Annotated in this window: 12 protein-coding genes; 2 read left to right on the top strand and 10 right to left on the bottom strand. The window is 65.4% G+C overall.

Features of this window, described 5'->3' with window-relative positions:
- Positions 1–31 precede the first annotated feature (31 nt).
- From N5J73_RS09955 to N5J73_RS09975, 5 genes are read right to left on the bottom strand one after another with little or no spacing between them, the layout of a single operon-like run.
- On the bottom strand, positions 32–2,005 hold the full coding sequence (locus N5J73_RS09955) for a type IV pilus secretin PilQ family protein (protein ID WP_049444603.1): 1,974 nt from the start codon (positions 2,003–2,005) through the stop codon (positions 32–34).
- A gap of 21 nt (positions 2,006–2,026) precedes the next feature.
- On the bottom strand, positions 2,027–2,563 hold the full coding sequence (locus tag N5J73_RS09960; RefSeq protein ID WP_226053694.1) for a pilus assembly protein PilP: 537 nt from the start codon (positions 2,561–2,563) through the stop codon (positions 2,027–2,029).
- Positions 2,560–3,216, bottom strand: a complete 657-nt coding sequence (gene pilO, locus N5J73_RS09965; protein ID WP_049444605.1) for a type 4a pilus biogenesis protein PilO — start codon at positions 3,214–3,216, stop codon at positions 2,560–2,562. Before pilO ends, N5J73_RS09960 begins: the two co-directional genes overlap by 4 nt.
- A complete protein-coding gene (locus N5J73_RS09970) occupies positions 3,213–4,097 on the bottom strand; it encodes a PilN domain-containing protein (protein ID WP_049444607.1) in 885 nt (294 codons plus the stop codon). Before N5J73_RS09970 ends, pilO begins: the two co-directional genes overlap by 4 nt.
- Positions 4,097–5,155: a pilus assembly protein PilM gene (locus N5J73_RS09975; protein ID WP_010484061.1), complete on the bottom strand. Its 1,059-nt coding sequence runs from the start codon at positions 5,153–5,155 to the stop codon at positions 4,097–4,099. Before N5J73_RS09975 ends, N5J73_RS09970 begins: the two co-directional genes overlap by 1 nt.
- 219 nt (positions 5,156–5,374) lie before the next feature.
- Between N5J73_RS09975 and N5J73_RS09980 the strand changes: the two genes are divergently transcribed.
- Together N5J73_RS09980 and N5J73_RS09985 are read left to right on the top strand one after the other, a co-directional pair.
- Complete coding sequence (locus tag N5J73_RS09980) at positions 5,375–7,798, top strand: penicillin-binding protein 1A (RefSeq protein WP_049444609.1); 2,424 nt, start codon at positions 5,375–5,377, stop codon at positions 7,796–7,798.
- Positions 7,799–8,033: 235 nt separating this feature from the next.
- Entirely contained in the window at positions 8,034–8,678 is a 645-nt protein-coding gene (locus N5J73_RS09985; protein ID WP_046984289.1) for a hypothetical protein, read from the top strand.
- Between the two features lie 144 nt (positions 8,679–8,822).
- Here N5J73_RS09985 and N5J73_RS09990 read toward each other — a convergent pair whose 3' ends face one another.
- The 5 genes from N5J73_RS09990 to N5J73_RS10010 form a co-directional block, all read right to left on the bottom strand.
- Complete coding sequence (locus tag N5J73_RS09990; RefSeq protein ID WP_049444611.1) at positions 8,823–9,572, bottom strand: hypothetical protein; 750 nt, start codon at positions 9,570–9,572, stop codon at positions 8,823–8,825.
- A gap of 69 nt (positions 9,573–9,641) precedes the next feature.
- The gene (locus N5J73_RS09995; protein WP_279940891.1) at positions 9,642–14,474 is read right to left on the bottom strand and encodes an ESPR-type extended signal peptide-containing protein; all 4,833 of its coding nucleotides are present in this window, start codon (positions 14,472–14,474) and stop codon (positions 9,642–9,644) included.
- Between the two features lie 67 nt (positions 14,475–14,541).
- Complete coding sequence (locus N5J73_RS10000) at positions 14,542–15,240, bottom strand: pilus assembly protein (RefSeq protein WP_049444624.1); 699 nt, start codon at positions 15,238–15,240, stop codon at positions 14,542–14,544.
- Between the two features lie 19 nt (positions 15,241–15,259).
- Entirely contained in the window at positions 15,260–16,390 is a 1,131-nt protein-coding gene (locus N5J73_RS10005; RefSeq protein ID WP_049444612.1) for a CfaE/CblD family pilus tip adhesin, read from the bottom strand.
- Positions 16,387–19,110: a TcfC E-set like domain-containing protein gene (locus N5J73_RS10010; protein ID WP_279940894.1), complete on the bottom strand. Its 2,724-nt coding sequence runs from the start codon at positions 19,108–19,110 to the stop codon at positions 16,387–16,389. Before N5J73_RS10010 ends, N5J73_RS10005 begins: the two co-directional genes overlap by 4 nt.
- Positions 19,111–19,127: the final 17 nt, after the last annotated feature.

The following is a 19,127-nucleotide window of genomic DNA, read 5'->3' on the forward strand; positions in this document are numbered from 1 at the left end:
GGCCCTTCTTCGTTTCGCCGGTGGCGCGGGCTCAGTTCTGCTTGGCCACGCGCAGCACCTTCGGGGTGACGAACACCAGCAGCTCGGCCTTGTCCTTGTTGCGGCCACGCTTCTTGAACAGATTGCCCAGGAACGGCACGTCGCCCAGGAACGGTACCTTGCTGATGCTGCTGCGGTCGGTGAACTCGTACACACCACCGATGACCACGGTCTGCCCGTCCTCGACCAGCACCGCAGTATTGACCTCGCGGCGGTTGATCGACGGCACCGTGCCGTAGCCCTGCAGTTCGATCAGGCGGTCGACTTCGTCCTTCTTCACCTGCATGTTGAGGAACACGCGGTTGTCGTTGGTGATGGTGGGGGTCACCCGCAGCTCCAGCACCACTTCCTTGAACTGCACGTTCGGGGTGGAACCGGCGCCACCGGCAGCACCGGCGCCGCTGATGGTGACGTAACCGATTTCCTTGCCCTGCTTGATCATCGCCTCGCGCTGGTTGGTGGTAACCACGCGCGGGTTGGAGATCACTTCACCACGTGACTCTTCCTGCATGGCCGACAGCTCCACGTCCAGCAGGTAGCCTGCGTTGAGGATCGACAGCGCCAGCGAGCCCGGGTTGTTGGCCGCGGCCACCGGCAGGTTCCAGTTCAGCCCGCGCTTGATGGTCGGGCCACTGGGAATCGGCGCCGGGCCGACGCTGCCACCGGCCTGCCACTCACGGACTGCCTTGGCGTTGGCCTGCGCGGTATCCACCTGCGACTTGCGGGTTTCGGCATTGGCATCCAGGCTGCCGCTGAAGTACACGTTGTCGCGGCTGCCGCTGATACCGAACTTCGCACCCAGCTCGCGGGCGAAGGTGTCGGTGGCGATGACGATGCGGCTTTCGATCAGCACCTGGTCCACAGGGCGGTCGATCACCCCGATCAGCTCACGCATGCGCGCGATCTTCTTCGGGATGTCGCTGATCATCAGCGTGTTGGTGCGCTCGTCGGCGACGATGCGGCCGCGCGAGGACAGGAAACCACTGTCCTCCTGCGACGAACCGCCACCACCACCATTGCCGCCACCACCGCCGCCACCGATGCCCTTGGCCTCGGTCAGCGCTTTGAAGATCTGGGTGGCGCTGTGGTAGTTGATCTGGACGTAATCGGTGACCAGGTCTTCGCGGTTTTCGATGGCGATGCGCGCGTCTTCCTTCTCCTGCTCGAACTTGGCCAGTTCGGCCTGCGGCGCCACCCAGATCACGCTGCCGTCGCGGCGCTTGTCCAGGCCCTTGGCACGCAGCACGATGTCCAGCGCCTGGTCCCACGGCACGTTGACCAGACGCAGGGTCACATTGCCCTGTACCGAATCGGACGCCACCACGTTGAGATTGGATTCCTCGGCGATCAACTGCAGCACCGTGCGCACCGGCACGTCCTGGAAGTTGAAGGTCACCGGCTTACCGGTGAAACCGCGCTGGCCGACAGCCTTGGCAGCCTGGGTGACGCTGCCGGCAGTGACGGCACCGACAGCGGCCGGAGCCTGCCGCGGGCTGATCTCCACCACGTACTCGTTGCCGCTCTGGTAAGCCAGCGACTCCACTGCGCCACCGGTGCTGAGCACCAGCTGGGTACCGGCACCGGACGGCTTGGCGTCGATGCGCTGCACCGGCGTGGCGAAGTCGGTGACGTTCATCGGCTTCTGCAGGTTGGCCGGCAGTCGGGCGTTGCCGACGTCGACCACCACGCTGTTGCCCTGCGTGCGCAGGTCCGGGACCGCGCCCTGGCCGTCGAACTGGACGATCAGGCGCCCGGCGCCGTCATCGCCACGCTTGAAATCAATCTTGGCCACCGACAGGCCCGCCGGCGCTGTCGCCGGGGCCACGGTGGCGCCCACCGGCTTTTCCGCCGGTGCGGCGGCCAGCGCCGGAGCGCAGGCCAGCATCAGCGCGACTCCCAACGCGCTGACACGGTTCAAGGTAGAGCGCCGGATGGGACGCAGCCCCTTGGCTTGGTGAAAGGTCATCGTGCTATCCCCAGTAAACGATCATTGATCTTCAAGCGAGAGCGTTGCCGGCCGTTCCAGCCAGCCGCCCGCGCCATCCGGCACCAGTTCGATCAGCTCCACGCGGTCTTCGAAGACCGCCGTGACCCGCCCGTCGCTCTGCCCGAGGTAACCGCCCGGGCGCACCCGGTAGGTCACCTTGTCCGGCCCCATCACCAGCGCGACGGTGCCTGCACCGGTGCCGATGGTACCGACCATGTCCAGTGCATCCAGCGGGAAGCCTTCCAACGGCTCCTTGCGCCGGTTCGGATCCGGACGCAATCCGCCATTCCCCTGCTGCGGATTGGTCCAGGCATCGGTGAACGGATCGCGCATGCCCTGCGCGGAGTATTCGAAGGTCTCGAACTGCTGCATCACCGGCAGCGGCTCCAGTGGCTGTGCCGGTCGCGCACGCTCACCCTCCACCCACTTTTCAAGATTCGGCGCATCACCCGGCGTGCTGGTCACGCCGCGGCCGCATGCGGCCAGCAGCAGCACGGCGGCCACCATTCCACAACGTGCGAAGAAGGAACGGATCACTTCTTGTCCTCCTTGCCGGCTTCAGCCTTCTGCTGTTCCTGCACCTCGGTCTCGTCCAGGTAGCGATAGGTCTTGACCGTGCCGGACAGTTCCAGCGCGCCACTGCGGACGTTGCCGCTGGTCTTGTCCTTGGGCTTGAGGTTGATGTCGTGCATGGTCAGGATCACCACCCGCGGCAGCGAGGCCACGCCGCTGACGAACGCACCGAACTGGTGGTAGCTGCCCACCATCCGCAGCTTGATCGGCTTCTCGGCGTAGAACTCCTTGACCTGCTCCTGCTCCGGCTCGAACAGCTCGTTGGTCAGGCCGCTGGACAGCGCGGTCTGCGAGATGTCGATGATCAGGTCGGGCATTTCGGTCTTGCTGGGCAGCTGCCGCAACATCTGCTGCAGCACCTGCTCCATCTGCGCCAGCTGCTGCTTCAGCGGCGCCAGGTTCACCGCGCGCTCCTGCTGCTTGGTGAACTCCGAACGCAGCTCGGTTTCCTTCGATTCCAGGCCGGCCAGTTCCTCACGCTTGCCGCTGATCAGCAGCATCCACGCAACGAACATGATCACCACCGCCAGCAGCGAGCAGAAGACGATCTTGGCCTTCTGCGGCCAGTTGCCGATGTCGTTGAAATCCAGGTTCTTGAGATCGATCTTCTGGCTCATGCGCGGTCCCCCTGCAGCGGGGCATGGAAGGCCTGCGGCGGCTGCGCCAGGCGGCTGCCCTCAGGCTTCGGGGCGGGCTGGGCAGCCGGTGCGGCCGGTTGGTTCGGCTTGGCCGGTGCGCTGGCCGGGGCAGCAGCAGGTGCCGCCGGCGCCGGTGCACCCGGGCTCGCTGCCGGGCCTGCCGCCGGAGCCGCAGGGGTGGCCGCATCCGGGCCTGCGGCAAGCGGTGCCACTGGCGCCGGCGCTGCCGTTGCCACCGAGCCGTCTGCGTTCAGACCGGGCGTCGCCGCCACTTCTTCGCTCTGCGCCGGCAGCTTCACCTTGACCACGAACACATAAGGCAGCGCCTTGATGTCCGCAACAGGGCCGGTCTTGCCGTCCTTGTCCTTTTCGGGGTCACGCGCTTCGATGATCGACAGTTCCGGGTTGGTCATCCAGCCGGAGGTCTCCAGGTTGCGCATGTACGCCGAAACACGGGCGTTGGACTGGGTGCGGCCTTCCAGGGTCAGCACGTCGCCTTCCTGCTTCAGCGCGGTCAGCACCAGGCCATCGGGAATCGTGCGCACCAGCGCATCGAACAGGTGCACCATCTGCGAGCGCTTGGCCTGCAGTTCCTCGATCACTTTCTTGCGGGCCAGCAGGCGCTCCTTCTGCGCGTCAAGGCGGTCGATCTCCTTGTTCTGTTCCTTGACCTTCTCGATCTCGGCTTCCAGATAGGCATTGCGGTCCATCTGGCCGCTCACCTGGCGGTCGTAATAGAACCAGATCAGCAGCGACAGCAGCAGGCCACCGATCGCGGCCATGCCCAGCATTGCGTAGAACTCGCGCTGGCGTTGCTTGCGCCGTTCGGCGCGCCAGGGCAATAGATTGATGCGTGCCATCAGTCGAAGCTCCTCAGCGCCAGACCGGTGGCGATCATCAGCGCGGGGGCATCCTGGGCGAGCGCATGCGCGTTCACCTTCGGCCCCAGGGTCATCTGCGCCAGCGGGTTGGCGACCACGGTCGGCACGCCCAGCTGTTCCTCGACCATCTCCGGCAGCCCGCCCAGCACAGCGCAGCCGCCGGCCAGTACGATGTGGTCAACGCGGTTGAACTCACTGCCTGCATAGAAGAACTGCAGCAGGCGGCTGATCTGCTGGACCGTGGCTTCCTTGAACGGTTCCAGCACTTCCATCTCGTAGCTTTCCGGCAGCCCGCCCTGGCGCTTGGCCAGGCCGGCTTCCTCGTAGCTCAGGCCGTAGCGGCGCATGATCTCGTCGGTCAGCTGCTTGCCACCGAACACCTGTTCGCGGCTGTACAGGCTGCGGCCACCACGCAGGACATTGAGGGTGGTCATGGTGGCGCCGATATCGACCAGCGCGACCACGCCCTCAATGGACACCGGCAGCTCGCTGGCGACCAGGGCGTAGGCGTTCTCGACCGCGAAGGCCTCCACATCCATCACCTTGGCCTGCAGGCCACCCAGTTCCAGGGCCGACTGGCGCAGTTCCACGTTCTCCGAACGCGACGCGGCCAGCAGCACCTGGACCATCTCCGGGTTGTTCGGGATCGCCCCGATCACCTCGAAGTCCAGGTTCACTTCCTCGATCGGGTACGGAATGTAGTTGACCGCTTCCAGCTCGATCTGGGCTTCCATGTCGTTTTCGTCGAGCTCGGCCGGCATCGGGATCACCTTGGTGATCACCGCCGAACCGGCGACGGCAGCAGCAGCCAGCTTGGCCTTGCTCCCCGAGCGGTTCATCGCCCGGCGGATGGCCTCACCCACGGCCTCCACTTCCACGATGTTCTTCTCCACCACCGCATTCGGCGGAAGAGGTTCCACAGCGTAATGTTCCACACGAAAACGGTTGCCACTGCGGGACAGCTGCAAAAGCTTTACCGCAGTCGAACTGATGTCGACGCCTACAAGCGGCGACTGACTTTTTGGGATGAGCCCCACGGTTTCTCCCCTGCCGACGGGCACTTGGACGCAAGACCTGCGCCCGAGCATTAATAACGTATTCTTAGCAAATGGCAACGGCCCTGCTGTGAAGTCCCTCACGGATTCACCATGCAGCCCCTGACTGTTCCCCTTGCGCTCCCCGGCGACGACCCCAGCCGCCACCTTGCGTAATCTATACTCTGCGACCACGAAATTCGCAATCGGAATCTGAACCCGATGACTCGACTCCGCCGCTGGCTGCGCTGGATCTTCCTGATTGTCCTGGTCCTGGCGCTGATCGGCGCGGCCGCCGTAGGCGGTCTGTACTATGCCGTTTCCTCCAAGCTTCCCGACGTGCAGACCCTGCGCGACGTGGAAATGCAGGAGCCGATGTACGTCTACGCTGCCGACGGCAAGCTGATGGCGGTGTTCGGCGAGACCCGGCGCACCCCGATCACCATGAAGGATGTGCCCGAGCGCCTGAAGCAGGCGTTCCTGGCCACCGAGGATGCCCGCTTCTACGAGCATGGCGGCGTCGACTACATGGGCATCGGCCGTGCCGTATGGCTGCTGGCCACCACCAGCGACAAGCGCGTACCCGGTGGCTCCACCATCACCCAGCAGGTCGCCCGCCAGTTCTTCCTCAGCTCCGAGTACAGCTACACCCGCAAGCTGGCCGAGATCCTGCTGGCACGGAAGATCGAGTCGGAGCTGAGCAAGGACGAGATCTTCGAGCTGTACCTGAACAAGAGCTTCTTCGGCAACCGCGCCTACGGTGTGGCCGCCGCCGCCGAGTTCTACTACGGCAAGAAGCTCAACGAGCTGGACCTGGATGAAATGGCCTCGCTGGCCGGCATCCCCAAGTTCCCGTCTTCGGGCAACCCGATCTCCAACCCGGAACGTGCCCGCCAGCGCCGCGACAACTACGTGCTGCAGCGCATGGCCGACCTGAAGTTCGTCAGCCAGGCCGAGGCCGATGCGGCGAAGGCCGTGCCGATGCACGCCACCGCGCATGAGCCGCCGGTCCAGGTCGATGCCCCGTACGTGGCCGAGCTGGTGCGCCAGGAAATGATCGCCCGCTTCGGCGGCGATGTGGTCAACAAGGGTTACCACGTCACCACCACGATCGACTCCACCCTGCAGACCGCCGCCAACCAGTCGGTGCGCGACGGCCTGCTGCTGTACGACCACCGCCACGGCTGGCACGGCGTGGAGAAGCAGGTAGCGGTCGGTGCCGGTGAAGACGCCGCTGCCCTGGCCGAGCACCTGCGCGGCATGTTCGGCCAGGCCGGCCTGCTGCCGGCCATCGTCGCCAGCACCGGCGCCGATGGCAGCGCCACCGTGGTGCTGGCCAACCGCAGCGAGATCGTGCTGCCGGCCGGCGCTGCCAAGTGGACCAACAAGACCCCGGGCAAGCTGGTGCAGCGCGGCGACATCGTGCGCGTGCGGGCCGGTGCCAAGGAAGGTGAGTGGCTGCTGGACCAGATCCCGCGCGGCCAGTCCGCGCTGGTCTCGCTGGATGCCCACAATGGCGCACTGAAAGCGCTGGTCGGTGGCTTCAGCTTCTCCGGCAACAAGTTCAACCGCGCCACCCAGGCCCGTCGCCAGCCGGGTTCGAGCTTCAAGCCGTTCGTCTACGCGGCCGCCTTCGACAAGGGCTACAACCCGGCCTCGATCGTGCTCGACGCCCCGGTCGTGTTCCGCGACCGCCGCGGCAAGACCTGGGCCCCGCAGAACGACGGCGGCGGCTTCCGCGGCCCGATGCGCCTGCGTGAAGCGCTGGTGCAGTCGCGCAACCTGGTCTCGGTGCGCCTGCTCGATGGCATGGGCGTGGACTACGCGCGCAAGTACATCAGCGAGTTTGGTTTCGCCGAATCCGAACTGCCGCCGAACCTGTCGATGTCGTTGGGTACCGCTTCGCTTACCCCACTGTCGGTGGCCCGTGGCTACGCCGTGTTCGCCAATGGCGGCTCGCGCGTGGACACCTGGCTGATCGACCAGGTCAATGACCGCGACGGCAACCTGGTATTCAAGGAAAACCCGGCACTGGCCTGCCGCGACTGCGCAGGCAGCAGCGACCAGCCGGTCAACCAGGTGGTGGACGGCTTCAACTTCGGCGCCCCGGCCCCGAAGGTGGACCCGGCCGCTGCGGCCAAGACCGAAGCCAAGACCGAAACCCCGGCCGCGCCGGTCAACCCCGATGCCCGCACCGCCCCGCGCGCGATCGACGCCCGCACCGCCTACCAGCTGGTGTCGATGATGCGCGACGTGGTCCAGCGCGGTACCGGCGTGCAGGCCAAGGTGCTCGGCCGCGAGGACGTGGGCGGCAAGACCGGCTCCACCAACGACCACCGCGACGCCTGGTTCTCCGGCTTCGGTGGCCCGTACGTGACCACCGTGTGGGTGGGCCGCGACGACTTCCGCTCGCTGGGCTACCGCGAATACGGTGGCAAGGCCGCCCTGCCGATCTGGATCGACTACATGCGCACCGCGCTGAAGGACACCCCGATCGCGCAGAACGAGCCGCCCAGCGGCATGGTGCAGGCCACCCTCAATGGCGCCACCGAGTGGGTGAAGGTGGAAGACATGGACCGCCTGACCGACTACGACCTGAACCTCAATACGCCGCAGGCCGACGCCGCCGCGTTCGATATCTTCTAAGAGGCAGGTGGGGGGGGGTGTCAACCTTGGTTGGCGCCGCCTTTGTAGAGCCGAGCCATGCTCGGCTCCGGGCGCCCGCGGTAGAGCAGCCGAGCATGGGCTCGGCTCTACAGGATCAACGGCACCCGTTTGCCGTGGTGGGTGCCAACCGCTGGTTGGCATCTCCGCGCCATACCCACGCAGATGTCACATCCGTGCGCTAGTCTGTAGCCAGGTCGCAACAGGGAGTCATCGCATGCATCGCGCCCGTCAGCATGCTGCCAGCCAGACCCGCGAGCGTCGTCACCGTCTCGCCCACGAAGCCGCGCGCCTGATGGCCGAAGGCGGCATCCGCGACTACCACCAGGCCAAGTTGAAGGCCGCCACCCGGCTCGGCATCCACGACGATGCCTCCCTGCCCCGCAACACCGAGATCGAAGACGCCCTGCGCGAGTACCAGCGGTTGTTCTCCGGGCCCCAGCATGGCAACGAACTGCAGCGCCGCCGCGAAGCCGCAATGCGCGCCCTGGAGTTCCTGCACGGCTTCGCCCCGCGCCTGGTCGGCCCGGTACTGGATGGCACCGCCGACGCCAACAGCCCCGTGCAGCTGCACCTGCACAGTGACGACCCGGAAGCCGTGCATCGCTTCCTGGACGAACATGGCATCCCCGCCGAATCACGGACACGTCGTCTGCGCATGGACCGCGAACGCTGCCTCGACGTGCCGGTGTGGGTGTTCAGTGCCGAAGAGCTGACCTTCGACCTGGCCGTGCTGCCCTACGACGCCCTGCGCCAAGCGCCGCTGTCACCGGTGGACGAGAAGCCGATGCGGCGCGCGTCCGTGGCGCAGCTGCGGCAGGTGCTGGCCGAGGCGGAGATCACCGCGTATATCGGCGGGTGACGGTAGCGCCAGTCTTGGTGGGTGCGGACTGTTGGTCCGCACTGCATTTCAGACTTCCGGATACCTGACCGAAGAGCAGCCGAGCGTGGGCTCGGCTCTACAGGGAGCGTGGCATCCGCGGGCGCCACCTAGCATGGCAGTGCTCTACAGTGGCATGCCATTACCGGTCGTCGGCTCCGGGCCAATCAACCACTCCGGCAACCACGGTGCGGGTGCGCGCTTGGGGTACTCCGCCATCATCCGCGCGTGCATGGTCTGCAGATCGTTCAACAGCCATACCTGGTGAAAGATGTCACTGAACGAATCCGACCAGCCGCTCTTCACCCGTTGGCGATCGACGCTCGTGAGACCGGGCACCAGATCACGCGGGCCATCCAGAATGGGTTGCAACGCCCTGTTGATGCCCGCGTTCTCCGTCGCGGCCTCACGCAGCTGGCTGATGTGCGCCTGCACCCGTGTGCATTGATACGGCACGCAGCCCGCGGTCGCCTCGATGTAGTCGGCGATATCCGCCAGCAGGTTCGCCTTCAGCCGCCATGCCACCTCGCCATCCAGCACTTGCCGCACCCGCATCGTACGCACCGTGCTGGCCCGGATCTCCTCCGGCGTGGAGAACGGCTTGCCGGGGGGAGTACCACCATGGCGCACCAGAACAATCCTGTGGATCGCCTCGTTGGTGATGCCCTCCACCCGTAGCGCAGCTACCTGCGGATGCATGCGCGGAAGCGGCACATTGGTGAACCGCCAGTAGTACCAGAGCAACGCCACTACCCCCAGGAAGCACAGCACGCTGGCAAGCATCCAGACGTCCAGATGCCGGGTGTGGTAGTAAAACCGTGCCCGCCAAACGTAGAACGTGCGGTAGCTGATGAATCGACTCACCCATCGGTACATTGCCATCTCCTCGGCAAGGACCCCGGCGCGGCGGGGCTCGTTACGCGCACCACGCCGGGGCGCCATGGCTTACCAGCCGATGCCCACACCCACGCCCATGCTGCGTTCACCGCTGTTGGTGAAGGCACCATTGAGGCTGAAGGTGGCTGAGCCCTTGTCGTTGAGTACGCGCTGGTAACCCACCGCCATGGCCGACTCGCCCTCGGCGTAGCCCACACCCGCGCCAAGGCGGTTATAGGTGGCCAGGCCAGCGGTGTTCATGGCCATGGCCGTCTGCGCGCTGCTCATCGCCGCCATGCGGTTGAAGCGCTTGTCCATCTTGTCCAGGCGGCGCTCGAAGTTGCTGATCGCACCGTCGGTGTACTCGTTGGCACGGGCCAGCATCTTTTCCAGCTCGGCGGTATCAACCTGCGGCGTGGGCGCGGGCGAATCGTCCTTCTTCGACTTTGGCTGCGGTGCAGGCGAAGCGCCCTCGCCCGCCGAAGCGACCTGCGGCGAACCGCTGGCTTCCCGGCTTGGCATGATCTCTTCGGTCGGTGCCGCCGACGCCGTGGCCATTGCACGCGCCTGCGGCTGGCCGTCCACGCGCTGCTCCAGGCCATCGATGCGACCGTTGAGCTGCTGCTGCACGGCATGCAACTGGCCACCGTTGACCGCCTCGCGGCTGCCGGCGGCGATCAAGCCGTTGGCGACGTTGGAGATGACCATGCCGTTGGCGCCCGCCAGGGTGAGCTGGGCGGTGCCGTCGCTGCGGATGGACGGAGATTCCTGGAACACCGAGCGGAGCTGGGTTTCCACGCGATCGACGCGGGAGCCGGTGGTGACTACGGCCGAGTCGAGCGTGGCGAGGGCTTCGTTGATGGTGTTCTGGTGCTGGCCCTGGACGTTGAAGCCGGGAGTGGTGACGTTGCCATTGGCGTCTATGTTGCCGCCGAGGGTAGCGAGGGCACTGCTGAGCTGACCAATGGTGGCTGCATTGTGGCTCGCGATGCCGTTGGCGATGTTGGTCAGGCGACGCTGATGGCCGGATGAACCGAATGAAGCGGTATTCGCCTCAGTGGCAATGGAGTAGGCGCCAACGGCGACTGACATGAGCGCGCCGGTTCTGACCTCTGCGCCGGCTCCCAAGGCAACACCATTCGATCCGTAAACGTGGGAACTGACTCCGAGTGAGAAGCCCTGCACCGCCCCCTCATCTACGTACGCCGCGCGTCCCAAGGCTACCGAGTTCTTCCCTCCCGCCGTTGCCCAAGCACCTACAGCGACGCCGCCTTCTGAACGCAGTGACGCTTTTGCATTCTTGCCAACAGCCAGCCCAGCCGGGCCCGCTTCAGCTGAATACTGTCCCTCCTCGGGCATCCAGCCAAATGCAATGTTGCCGCTTCTGTCTTCGATAGAGTTCAGTCTCAGGTTTGTTGCATACAGCTGGCTCCCGCGCACCACATCCGAACTATCAGCGGAGAGGTGCGCATCGGCAACACCAGTGAGGCGTGCGCCGCCGAAGTCGATGAGGTTTCCATCTCTGGCCTCACTCAGCAGACTATTCTGATCCGAGCTCCAGTCGCGCTGCATTGCATCCAAGTCGCGTCTATTACGCTCAATCTTCTGCTCAGTGGCATGCAGCTGACTCCCAGTCACCGCATCACGGCTACCCGCGGCAATATGCCCATCGGCAAGATTCGACAGAACCATGCCATGCGCGCCAGCCAGGTTCAGTTGGCCGATTCCATCTGCGCTGGTTGACGGCGACTGTTGGAATGTCGCGCGCAGCTGGCCTTCGACGCCATCTACTCGGCTATCGGACCTGAGCACCGCGCCATCGAGCACAGCCAAGGCGTCACCCACGCTGTTCTGCGTACCACCCTGTACATTGTAGACAGGAGCAATGACATCGCCTCCTGAGCCAAAGCCGGCGCCTCCCCCAAGCATTGCCAGTGCGTCACTGACCTGACCAATCGTCGATGCATCACCTTCATTCACACCCCGAGCGACATTCACAACCCGACGCTTCAAAGCACCTTGTCCAACTGAGACCGTCATCGCCTCAGTTGCAATGGAGCCGGCGCCCACGGCGACACTGTTAGAAGCAGCTTCGGAAACAGAGCTTCCGGCACCTATTGCAACGCCCTTCTCCGACTCAACGGATGCCCTAACTCCTAGCGCGAAGCCATCCTCAGCCTTTCCCGCGACACTTGAAGCCCTACCCAAGGAAACTGAGTTCTTTCCCGCTGCCATCGCGAAACTACCAACCGCCACCGCTCCTTCAGCCTCGGCTCTCGCCGAATCCCCGACCGCGACCGCGATCAATCCCGCAGCCGCGCTATCGGCCGGTCCACCGCCGCCTACAGCAACGAACTTTCCGGCGCCTTCAAGTGCCGAGATCTTCTCGTTGGCCGCAAACAACTGCCCACCATTCACCGCATCGGTACTGGCCGCAGAGCTGACATCCCCCGCCGCCACTCCCGATACGCGCGCACCTTCCATGTCCACAAGCAGGCGATCGGCACTGAACTTCACCACTCCATCCAGATCCGGATCGAAGTTGTCCACGTCCGTACGAAGCTGATCGATGGCGGCGCGGTTGGCCGCGACGCGCTGGTCCTGTGCCGCGAGAGCCTGGGTATGCGTTGCCAGCTGCTGGCCGTGCAGCACCAGTGACTGGCCCTGCGTGGAAACAGACTGGTTGGTGGCATGAAGCTGCTGTCCGGTCACGACATCGGTACTGGTGCCGCTCAGCACGCCGTTGGCAACGTTGTTGACGCGCCGCTTCGCGCCGTCCTTGTTGGCCACATCCACCACGGTGCCAGTGTTGTCTGCGCCCAGGCGCACATTGCCCGTGGCCGATACCTGGCTGACCAGACCACTCAACGCCGTGGCCCTGCCCAGCGCGTTGTCCGCGGCGGTCCTGGCGCCGGTTGCGGCCGTCTGCGCGGCATTGGCCGCATTCTGTGCAGTCGTCACATTGGCATTGGTAGCGTTGAGCTGCTTGCCGGTCACGGCCTCGGTGCTGGACGTACTGAGCGCACCGTCAGCCAGATTGACCAGCTTGCGCTTGATGGCGCTGTTGCCAACGGAAATCTGATTGGCAGCGCTGGTCTGCGAACCATTGCCCAACGCCACCGAACCATTGTGCTGAGCCAGGGAGCGATCACCAATGGCCACGGCACTTTCGGCCGACGATCTGGCCAGATTGCCCATCGCAGTCGAGAAGGGAGCGCTTGCTTGGGTACCACGCCCCAGTGCAGTGGACTGACCAGCACTGGCGTTGCTCTGGTACCCGACAGCGGTGGCATGCACCGCATTGCCCTTTGCCCCATTGCCAATGGCAATGCCGCGGTCGCCCTCTGCTTGGGATTCAAGGCCTACCGCAACAGCACCGTTGCCGCTGCGTGACATTGCTCCCACCGACACACCCGCATTGGCGTTGGCAACACGGTTCCCGTCCTTGTCCACGCCAGACCTTGCGTCATCACCCAGCGCGACGCTCTTGCCGTTGTAGCTCTTGGCGTTGCGCCCCACTGCAGTGCTGATGCCATAAGCATTGGACTCTGCAAGAGCACCGCCACCCAACGCCAGCGCTTCTGCATTGAGTCGCCGGTTGACTGCATCAACACCGGCCTTTGCCTCAGTCGCCGTTGCCGCCGCGGTCGCCACCGATGCATTGGTCGTATGCAACTGGTTGCCGGTGATCGCGTCGGTACTGCCCGCCGCAATCACGCCATCGGCAAGGTATTGGATCCTGCGCTTGTTGCTGCTGTTACCCACCGACACCGTATTGGCGCTGGAGGTCACCGAGTTGGCGCCCAGTGCAACCGAATTTCCGTGCGTGACCGTTGCCCCGCGACCAAGCGCGGTCGTACCGCTGCTGCTTGTCTTGGCCTGATAGCCGATGGCAACGCCGTCATGCGTGGAACTGGCGCCCCCGCCCAAGGCGACGGCACCCGTCCAGCCGCTGGTGCCCGCGGAGGCGCCTGCACCGATGGCGATGCGGGAGATACCCGGGCCGGACGCTGTGCGTGCGCCCCCGCCCAACGCGATGGTATCGTCGCCATCAGCTGTTGAGCCAACGCCCATCGCTAGCGCACGGCTACCCACTGCCTGGGCAGCGTTGGCATTGGTCGCCGCAGTCCCCGTCGCCAGCAACTTCTGACTCTGGCTCACGCTGGACAGCGCCTGCTGCGTAGCGTGCAGCTGCCTGCCGGTCACAACCTCGCTGCTGTTTGCGTCGACTGCACCGTCGGCAACGTATACGATTTTGCGCCGCATGCCGCCGTTACCGACCGACACCTGATTGTCGCCGTAGTCGTTGGAATCCGCGCCCAGCACGACGGAGTTGCGCCCGGCTGCGAGCGCGCCACTCCCCAGCACGACCGCGTTATGCGCATATGACTTCGCATCATTGCCCACCGCGACGCTACCGAGCTCCCAGGCAACCGCCTTGTGCCCCAGCGCGGTCGCGTATTGCCCGTTGGCATTGGCCTGGTAACCGAGTGCCGCGCCGTAGCTGTTGGAGAATGCCCATACACCGACCGCGACCGCCCTGTCACGGGCACCGGCGTACGAACCGAGCTGGACGAAATCGCTGTAGGCCAGCGGAAGCGCGTTCGCGCGGGAGAACGCTCGCCCGCTGGGAGCGGTCACGGCATCCTCGTGCACAAGCATGGCGCTTGTGTTGAACGGGCCAAAGCCAGCGTACAGGGCATCTTCCGTCCACTCATCAGCGCCTGTTTCGAGATGGCCCGCAGTGGCTGCCATGACCGATGCCGGCAGCATGGCCAGCATCAGCGCCAGTCCGGGACCACGCGATGTGTGCCTGCGCGTGCCACGCGCTGCCGCCAGTTCGCTTGCAACCACCCAGCATTGGCGGGCGGCGGACCAGAGTCGTCGATAGATCTTGTTCATGGGATTCTCCTTAACAAACGGAACAGAAGGAACCGCTGTGGCACCAAGCCACAGCGGCGAGATGCACTCAGAGCGCGACGTTGTGCACGTGCTCGCGATAGCCATCGCGGGTCAGCCGATAGCGCAGCTGCAGCGTGTGGCCCGGCTGCAGGGGAAATGGCAGTTCCAGCGCGCTGCCGGGGTACAGGCTGCGCGAGACGTCATGCGCGGTGCAGCGCGCGCCATCGCAGTCAGCGATACTGGTGATGCCCACACGTACCGTGCCGGTGTTGCGCAGCTGGTTTCCCTCCACCTGCACGTCCATCGTCGATTGCGCGGGCAGTACATTGACCAGCGCGCCCCATACCAGGCTGACGCCGACATTGGCCTGGGCCTTCTCACCCTCGCCTGCCGGGTCCGCACGTTCGGGGCCGCGCACGCCCTCGAAGTACACGCGGTATGCCGTTTCCTTTTCGACTGGCTGCAGCGGAATCACACGGATCAGCCGGTTGCCGCCACCGGCGAGGGCGAACTTTCCCGGCGTGATGGCGATGGCGGCCTCATTCGGCTCCACCTCGACCTCCTGTTCACCTGCCCCCGCCGGGTCGACGATGCGCTTGATCGATGCCTGCACGTACTGCGGCTGGGTGGACTGCGAGTAGATACGTATCTGCGCGCCTTTCTTCGCGTCCACCGACGTACGCATGGGATGCACGGTGAGATTGGCGTGGGCAGGCAACGCCATCAGCAGCGACAGCGGCAGCAGGCAGCGGACTAGGGTTTTCATCGGGTACTCCATGGGGGATTCAGGGCGTGACGGTGGGAACACGCAGTTCCACCTTGAGATCGCCGCTGTAGTAGCCGGGGCGCTTGGTGCTGACCGGCACGCGCGGTGTTTCCAGCGTCAATGGCGTAGGCACGCAGAACACCGGCTGCGTCATGCCGGGCAGCAGCACCAGCCGCAGCCGTGCGGTATCGATGCCATGCAGCAGCTGCTCCACACCATTGCGCATCGGCAGGCTGCTGCCGTTGTGATCCAGCGTGACGGTGTAGTCCACGCGCTGGGTGGCATCACTGCCGCCATCGACGTGCCATACCGAATAGCCCGAGGGCCCGGGAGGTTGCGCGCCGCTGTCACGCACGGTGACGCCCAGGTAAGCACTCTGCGAGCCCAGCCCGTCGTACAGGCACATGTCGAGCTGGGTACGGCCGCCGATGGTCTGCGCGATCGGGTCGTACTGCAGGTTCAGGCCGACGTGCGGGGTGACTTGATCGAAAAGCGGGAAGTAGATGGAGACCGCGTTCTTGTCTGTTACCGCAAGCGCAAGATCAAACGTATACGTTGCGATATTCAAATGAGATGGTGTATGCAGTGAAAGAGCCAGCTGAGCCGTCCAGTTCCCTGCAACCAACCTCTCAAGCTGCTTTCCTTGCAGCTCCATTGACACAGCCGTTCCCACTGGTTTCCCGAAGCAGGGCGTGAAACTCGATGACCAAATCAAGCGAATTAAACTATCCCAGTAATCAAGGCTACAGGCTGTTGTTGCTTCGCCTCGACGCAGCTCTGCTACCACATCAAGATCTTCTGTCATTCCACTTCGTCGTTCGGTAAATCGAAGCGGAATAACACTCTTGATGCTTGTCGCATTCTCAAGCGTGTCATTGACCGGACATTTCCCCTGTGCCGAGTCACTGCTTGATCTGCAGGTCAGATACAACCTTCCGTAGTCAAGCGTCCCAAGCAGTTCATAGCCCAGCACAGTCCTCGGCGCCCACAACTCGATATCTCCTGGCATCGCAGAGCGATCCCAACTCATCACGATGTCCCGGTGCTCGCTCGACGGATGCGTCTCCGGCGGCTGTTGCGCCATCGCCCTCGGCACCAACACCACCAGCCCACACAACACCGCCATCACCCACCACAACCGACGGCTCACTTCGCACCCCCCGCTGCTGCGGTCTGTGGCGTGGCGGCGATCAGCGCCTGCTCCTGCAGCAACCGCACCACCCGTGCCTGGTGGCGGATGTCGGCCGGCAGCTGGGCCACGGCCAGCGGCTCGCACTGCACGGCGCCTACCAGCATCACCACGCTGCGGCGCTCGCGCACCTGCAGCGGGCAGTGCAGCAACCGGTCGTCCTGCAGCAGGTACAGGGTCTTCTCGCGTCGTGGGAAGTCGGCCACGAAACCTCCATTGCTGCCGGTGCCGGGCACCGGCGCGTTGAGAATGCGGGCACCGCGCAGCGGTGCGCCGGCGATGTCCTGGGCGTTGCCGATGAAGGTGTAGGTCACTTCAATCGGCACCGGCATGCGCACCAGCCGGCCCGGTGACAGAAACAACGGACGCGCGCCGCCCACACCGCTCACGCGCACGGCGGCGATACTGTCCAGGGCGCTGGCGTCCTGCACTTCAGCGCGGTGCGACTGGTAGGCGGATATCGGCAGCAGCCGGCGCTCGCCCAGCTTCAGTCGCTGCCGGCGCAGCCCGCCCACCTGCAGCTCGGCGGCAACGCCGGTCAGGTCCAGGTCGTCGGTGTCATCCACCTGCACCGCCAGCCCCGCGTCGGCGCCAACGCCAGCGCCCCAGTACACACCGCGCTTGCCGATGGCCAGGCCGGAACTGTGCGTGGCGCTGTACGCCACTTCGTTGCCACCCTGGTGCTGGTAGCGCGACACCGTGGCACCGGTCTGGCCGATGCGGTTCTGCAGCTGGGTACTCAGCGTGGCGCTGTAGCGCTCGTTGTTGTTGCCGCGCAGTTCGCCCGATACCTCGCGGTACTGATCCTCGTATTCCTGGCGCAGCGTCTGCCCGGCGCTGTAGTTGATGTCCGGCCGCGCATGCTGTGGTTGCCGCACGTCCACGCCATAGCGTCGCTGCGAACTGCCGCGGTCATCGTGCTGCAGGCGGTTGAGGCTGAAATTGAGGTAGATGCCGCGGTCACGTCCATCGCGCAGTCCACCGCCGCTGGTCTGCTGCCACACGCCGATGCGGCTGGAGACACTGAACTCGCCCCAGCGCTGGCTGCGGCTGTAGCTGGCCTGCCAGGTGCGGCTGAGCTGCGGTATGCGCGTGGGCTGTGGCATCCACGGCGGCAGCAGCGGGTCAAGTCCGGCCAGCGGATCATCATCCAGCCCCGGCCGCACGGTGCCTGCACGCCAGGTCTGGCGGCGCGTATAGGCCACGTAGGCGTTGCCGCCGGCCACCGGCAGCGCCATCGAGGCGCTGAGCGAATCGGCGCAGCCGAGCCGGTCGCGCGCGTCATCCTCGAACTGGCAGGCACGGCCGCGCATGCGCTGGTGGTACACATTCCACGAAGCGCGGCGACGGTAGGAAACCTGATGCTGCTGGCCACGGCTGCCATCGCTGCCGTGCATGCCACTGAAGGTGGCGCGGACTTCCTGGGTGGCAAACACATGGCGCAGGTCCACCCGCAGTTCGCCGTAGCTGAAACCGCCCAGGTCGGCGATGCCAGCGGTCATGGCCACGTTGCGCCCCATCGGCACGCGCAGGCCGCCCATGGCCGCCAGTTCGTCGTCAAAGCGGTCGCTGCGGCGCTCGTTGCGGCGGCCGCCCTGCAGGAACCACTGCACGCTGCTGTCGGTCCAGTCACCGCCCTTGTCGAACGGCGCGTCCTCGTTGCGTACCAGCACGCCGTCTTCGTAGATGTGCAGGCTGACGGTGTAGTTGCCCATGGGGAACCGGCGCGTATCGAGCTGGTTGATGCCTGCCTGCAGGTAGAAGGTCTGCAACAGGCGCTCGCCATCGAACGCATCCACACGCGCATCGCGCGCCAGCAGCACGGTGAGGGGCGTGGCCTGCACGGCGGCGGCGGAGTCCACGTAGGCCTGCGTGGTGCCCAACCGCAGGCCCTGGAAGCGATCCATCGGCAGCATGCTGAAACTGAAGGTGCCGCCCTGCGGGCTGCTCAGGTTGCGGCGGTCCATGCGCCCGGCCTGCAGGTAGTGCTGCTGGCCCAGGTCATGGCGGTAGTAGGCGTTGTCGAGCTGGAAACGGCGGCTGGCAAGGCCGCCGCGGTAGTGCTGCTGGCTGAAGGTCCAGTCGGCGGACAGGTGCCCGCGCTGGAACACGCCCAGTGCGCCCATGCCTTGCGCGGCCAGCGCCTGGTAGCCCCGGCCACCGCTGACATTGAAGGTGTGCTGGTGCAGGAAGGCGTTCTCGGCATTGGCGCTGACCTGGTGGTAGCGCTCGGCGGTCGGCTCGCCGGGGATCCATTGGCGGGCGACAAACAGGCGCACGGCGCCCTCGCCTTCGTCATACAGCGCGCGCACGGCAGTGGGCTCCTGGGGAGGATCGATGTACCCGCAACCGGCACTGGCACCGCCGTAACGGCACGCCAGATGACTGTTGCGCGGCAGCGGCTTCGACAACGCCGGCAGCAGCGCAGCCTGCGCTTCGGCGGACAGCTGCAATGCCTGCAGCGCTTCGGCCGGGGTTTCCAGCTGCACGTGTTCCAGGGTCACGCGCACCGGCACCAGCCCGGTCGAACGACCGAACAGTCGGATCTCCAGTTGTTCGGTCTGGCCTTCGACCAGATCCTCGAAACCGGCGGGAACGCCGCGCGCCGCGACCAGGGGAGTGGCCAGCGACAGGGCGAGCGCGACCGCCAGCCGGGTGACGGCGGGGGCGGGAGCATTCATGGGATTACCGGATGCAG

Origin of the sequence: Stenotrophomonas sp. GD03654 (assembly GCF_029845105.1) — a bacterium.
Lineage (GTDB): Bacteria > Pseudomonadota > Gammaproteobacteria > Xanthomonadales > Xanthomonadaceae > Stenotrophomonas > Stenotrophomonas africana.

Coding starts and splice junctions, on each gene's coding strand:
- pilO (WP_049444605.1), bottom strand. CDS start 3,216: ATGAGCCAGAAGATCGATCTCAAGAACCTGGATTTCAACGACATCGGC.
- N5J73_RS09995 (WP_279940891.1), bottom strand. CDS start 14,474: ATGAACAAGATCTATCGACGACTCTGGTCCGCCGCCCGCCAATGCTGG.
- N5J73_RS09980 (WP_049444609.1), top strand. CDS start 5,375: ATGACTCGACTCCGCCGCTGGCTGCGCTGGATCTTCCTGATTGTCCTG.
- N5J73_RS10010 (WP_279940894.1), bottom strand. CDS start 19,110: ATGAATGCTCCCGCCCCCGCCGTCACCCGGCTGGCGGTCGCGCTCGCC.
- N5J73_RS10000 (WP_049444624.1), bottom strand. CDS start 15,240: ATGAAAACCCTAGTCCGCTGCCTGCTGCCGCTGTCGCTGCTGATGGCG.
- N5J73_RS09990 (WP_049444611.1), bottom strand. CDS start 9,572: ATGTACCGATGGGTGAGTCGATTCATCAGCTACCGCACGTTCTACGTT.
- N5J73_RS09970 (WP_049444607.1), bottom strand. CDS start 4,097: ATGGCACGCATCAATCTATTGCCCTGGCGCGCCGAACGGCGCAAGCAA.
- N5J73_RS09985 (WP_046984289.1), top strand. CDS start 8,034: ATGCATCGCGCCCGTCAGCATGCTGCCAGCCAGACCCGCGAGCGTCGT.
- N5J73_RS09955 (WP_049444603.1), bottom strand. CDS start 2,005: ATGACCTTTCACCAAGCCAAGGGGCTGCGTCCCATCCGGCGCTCTACC.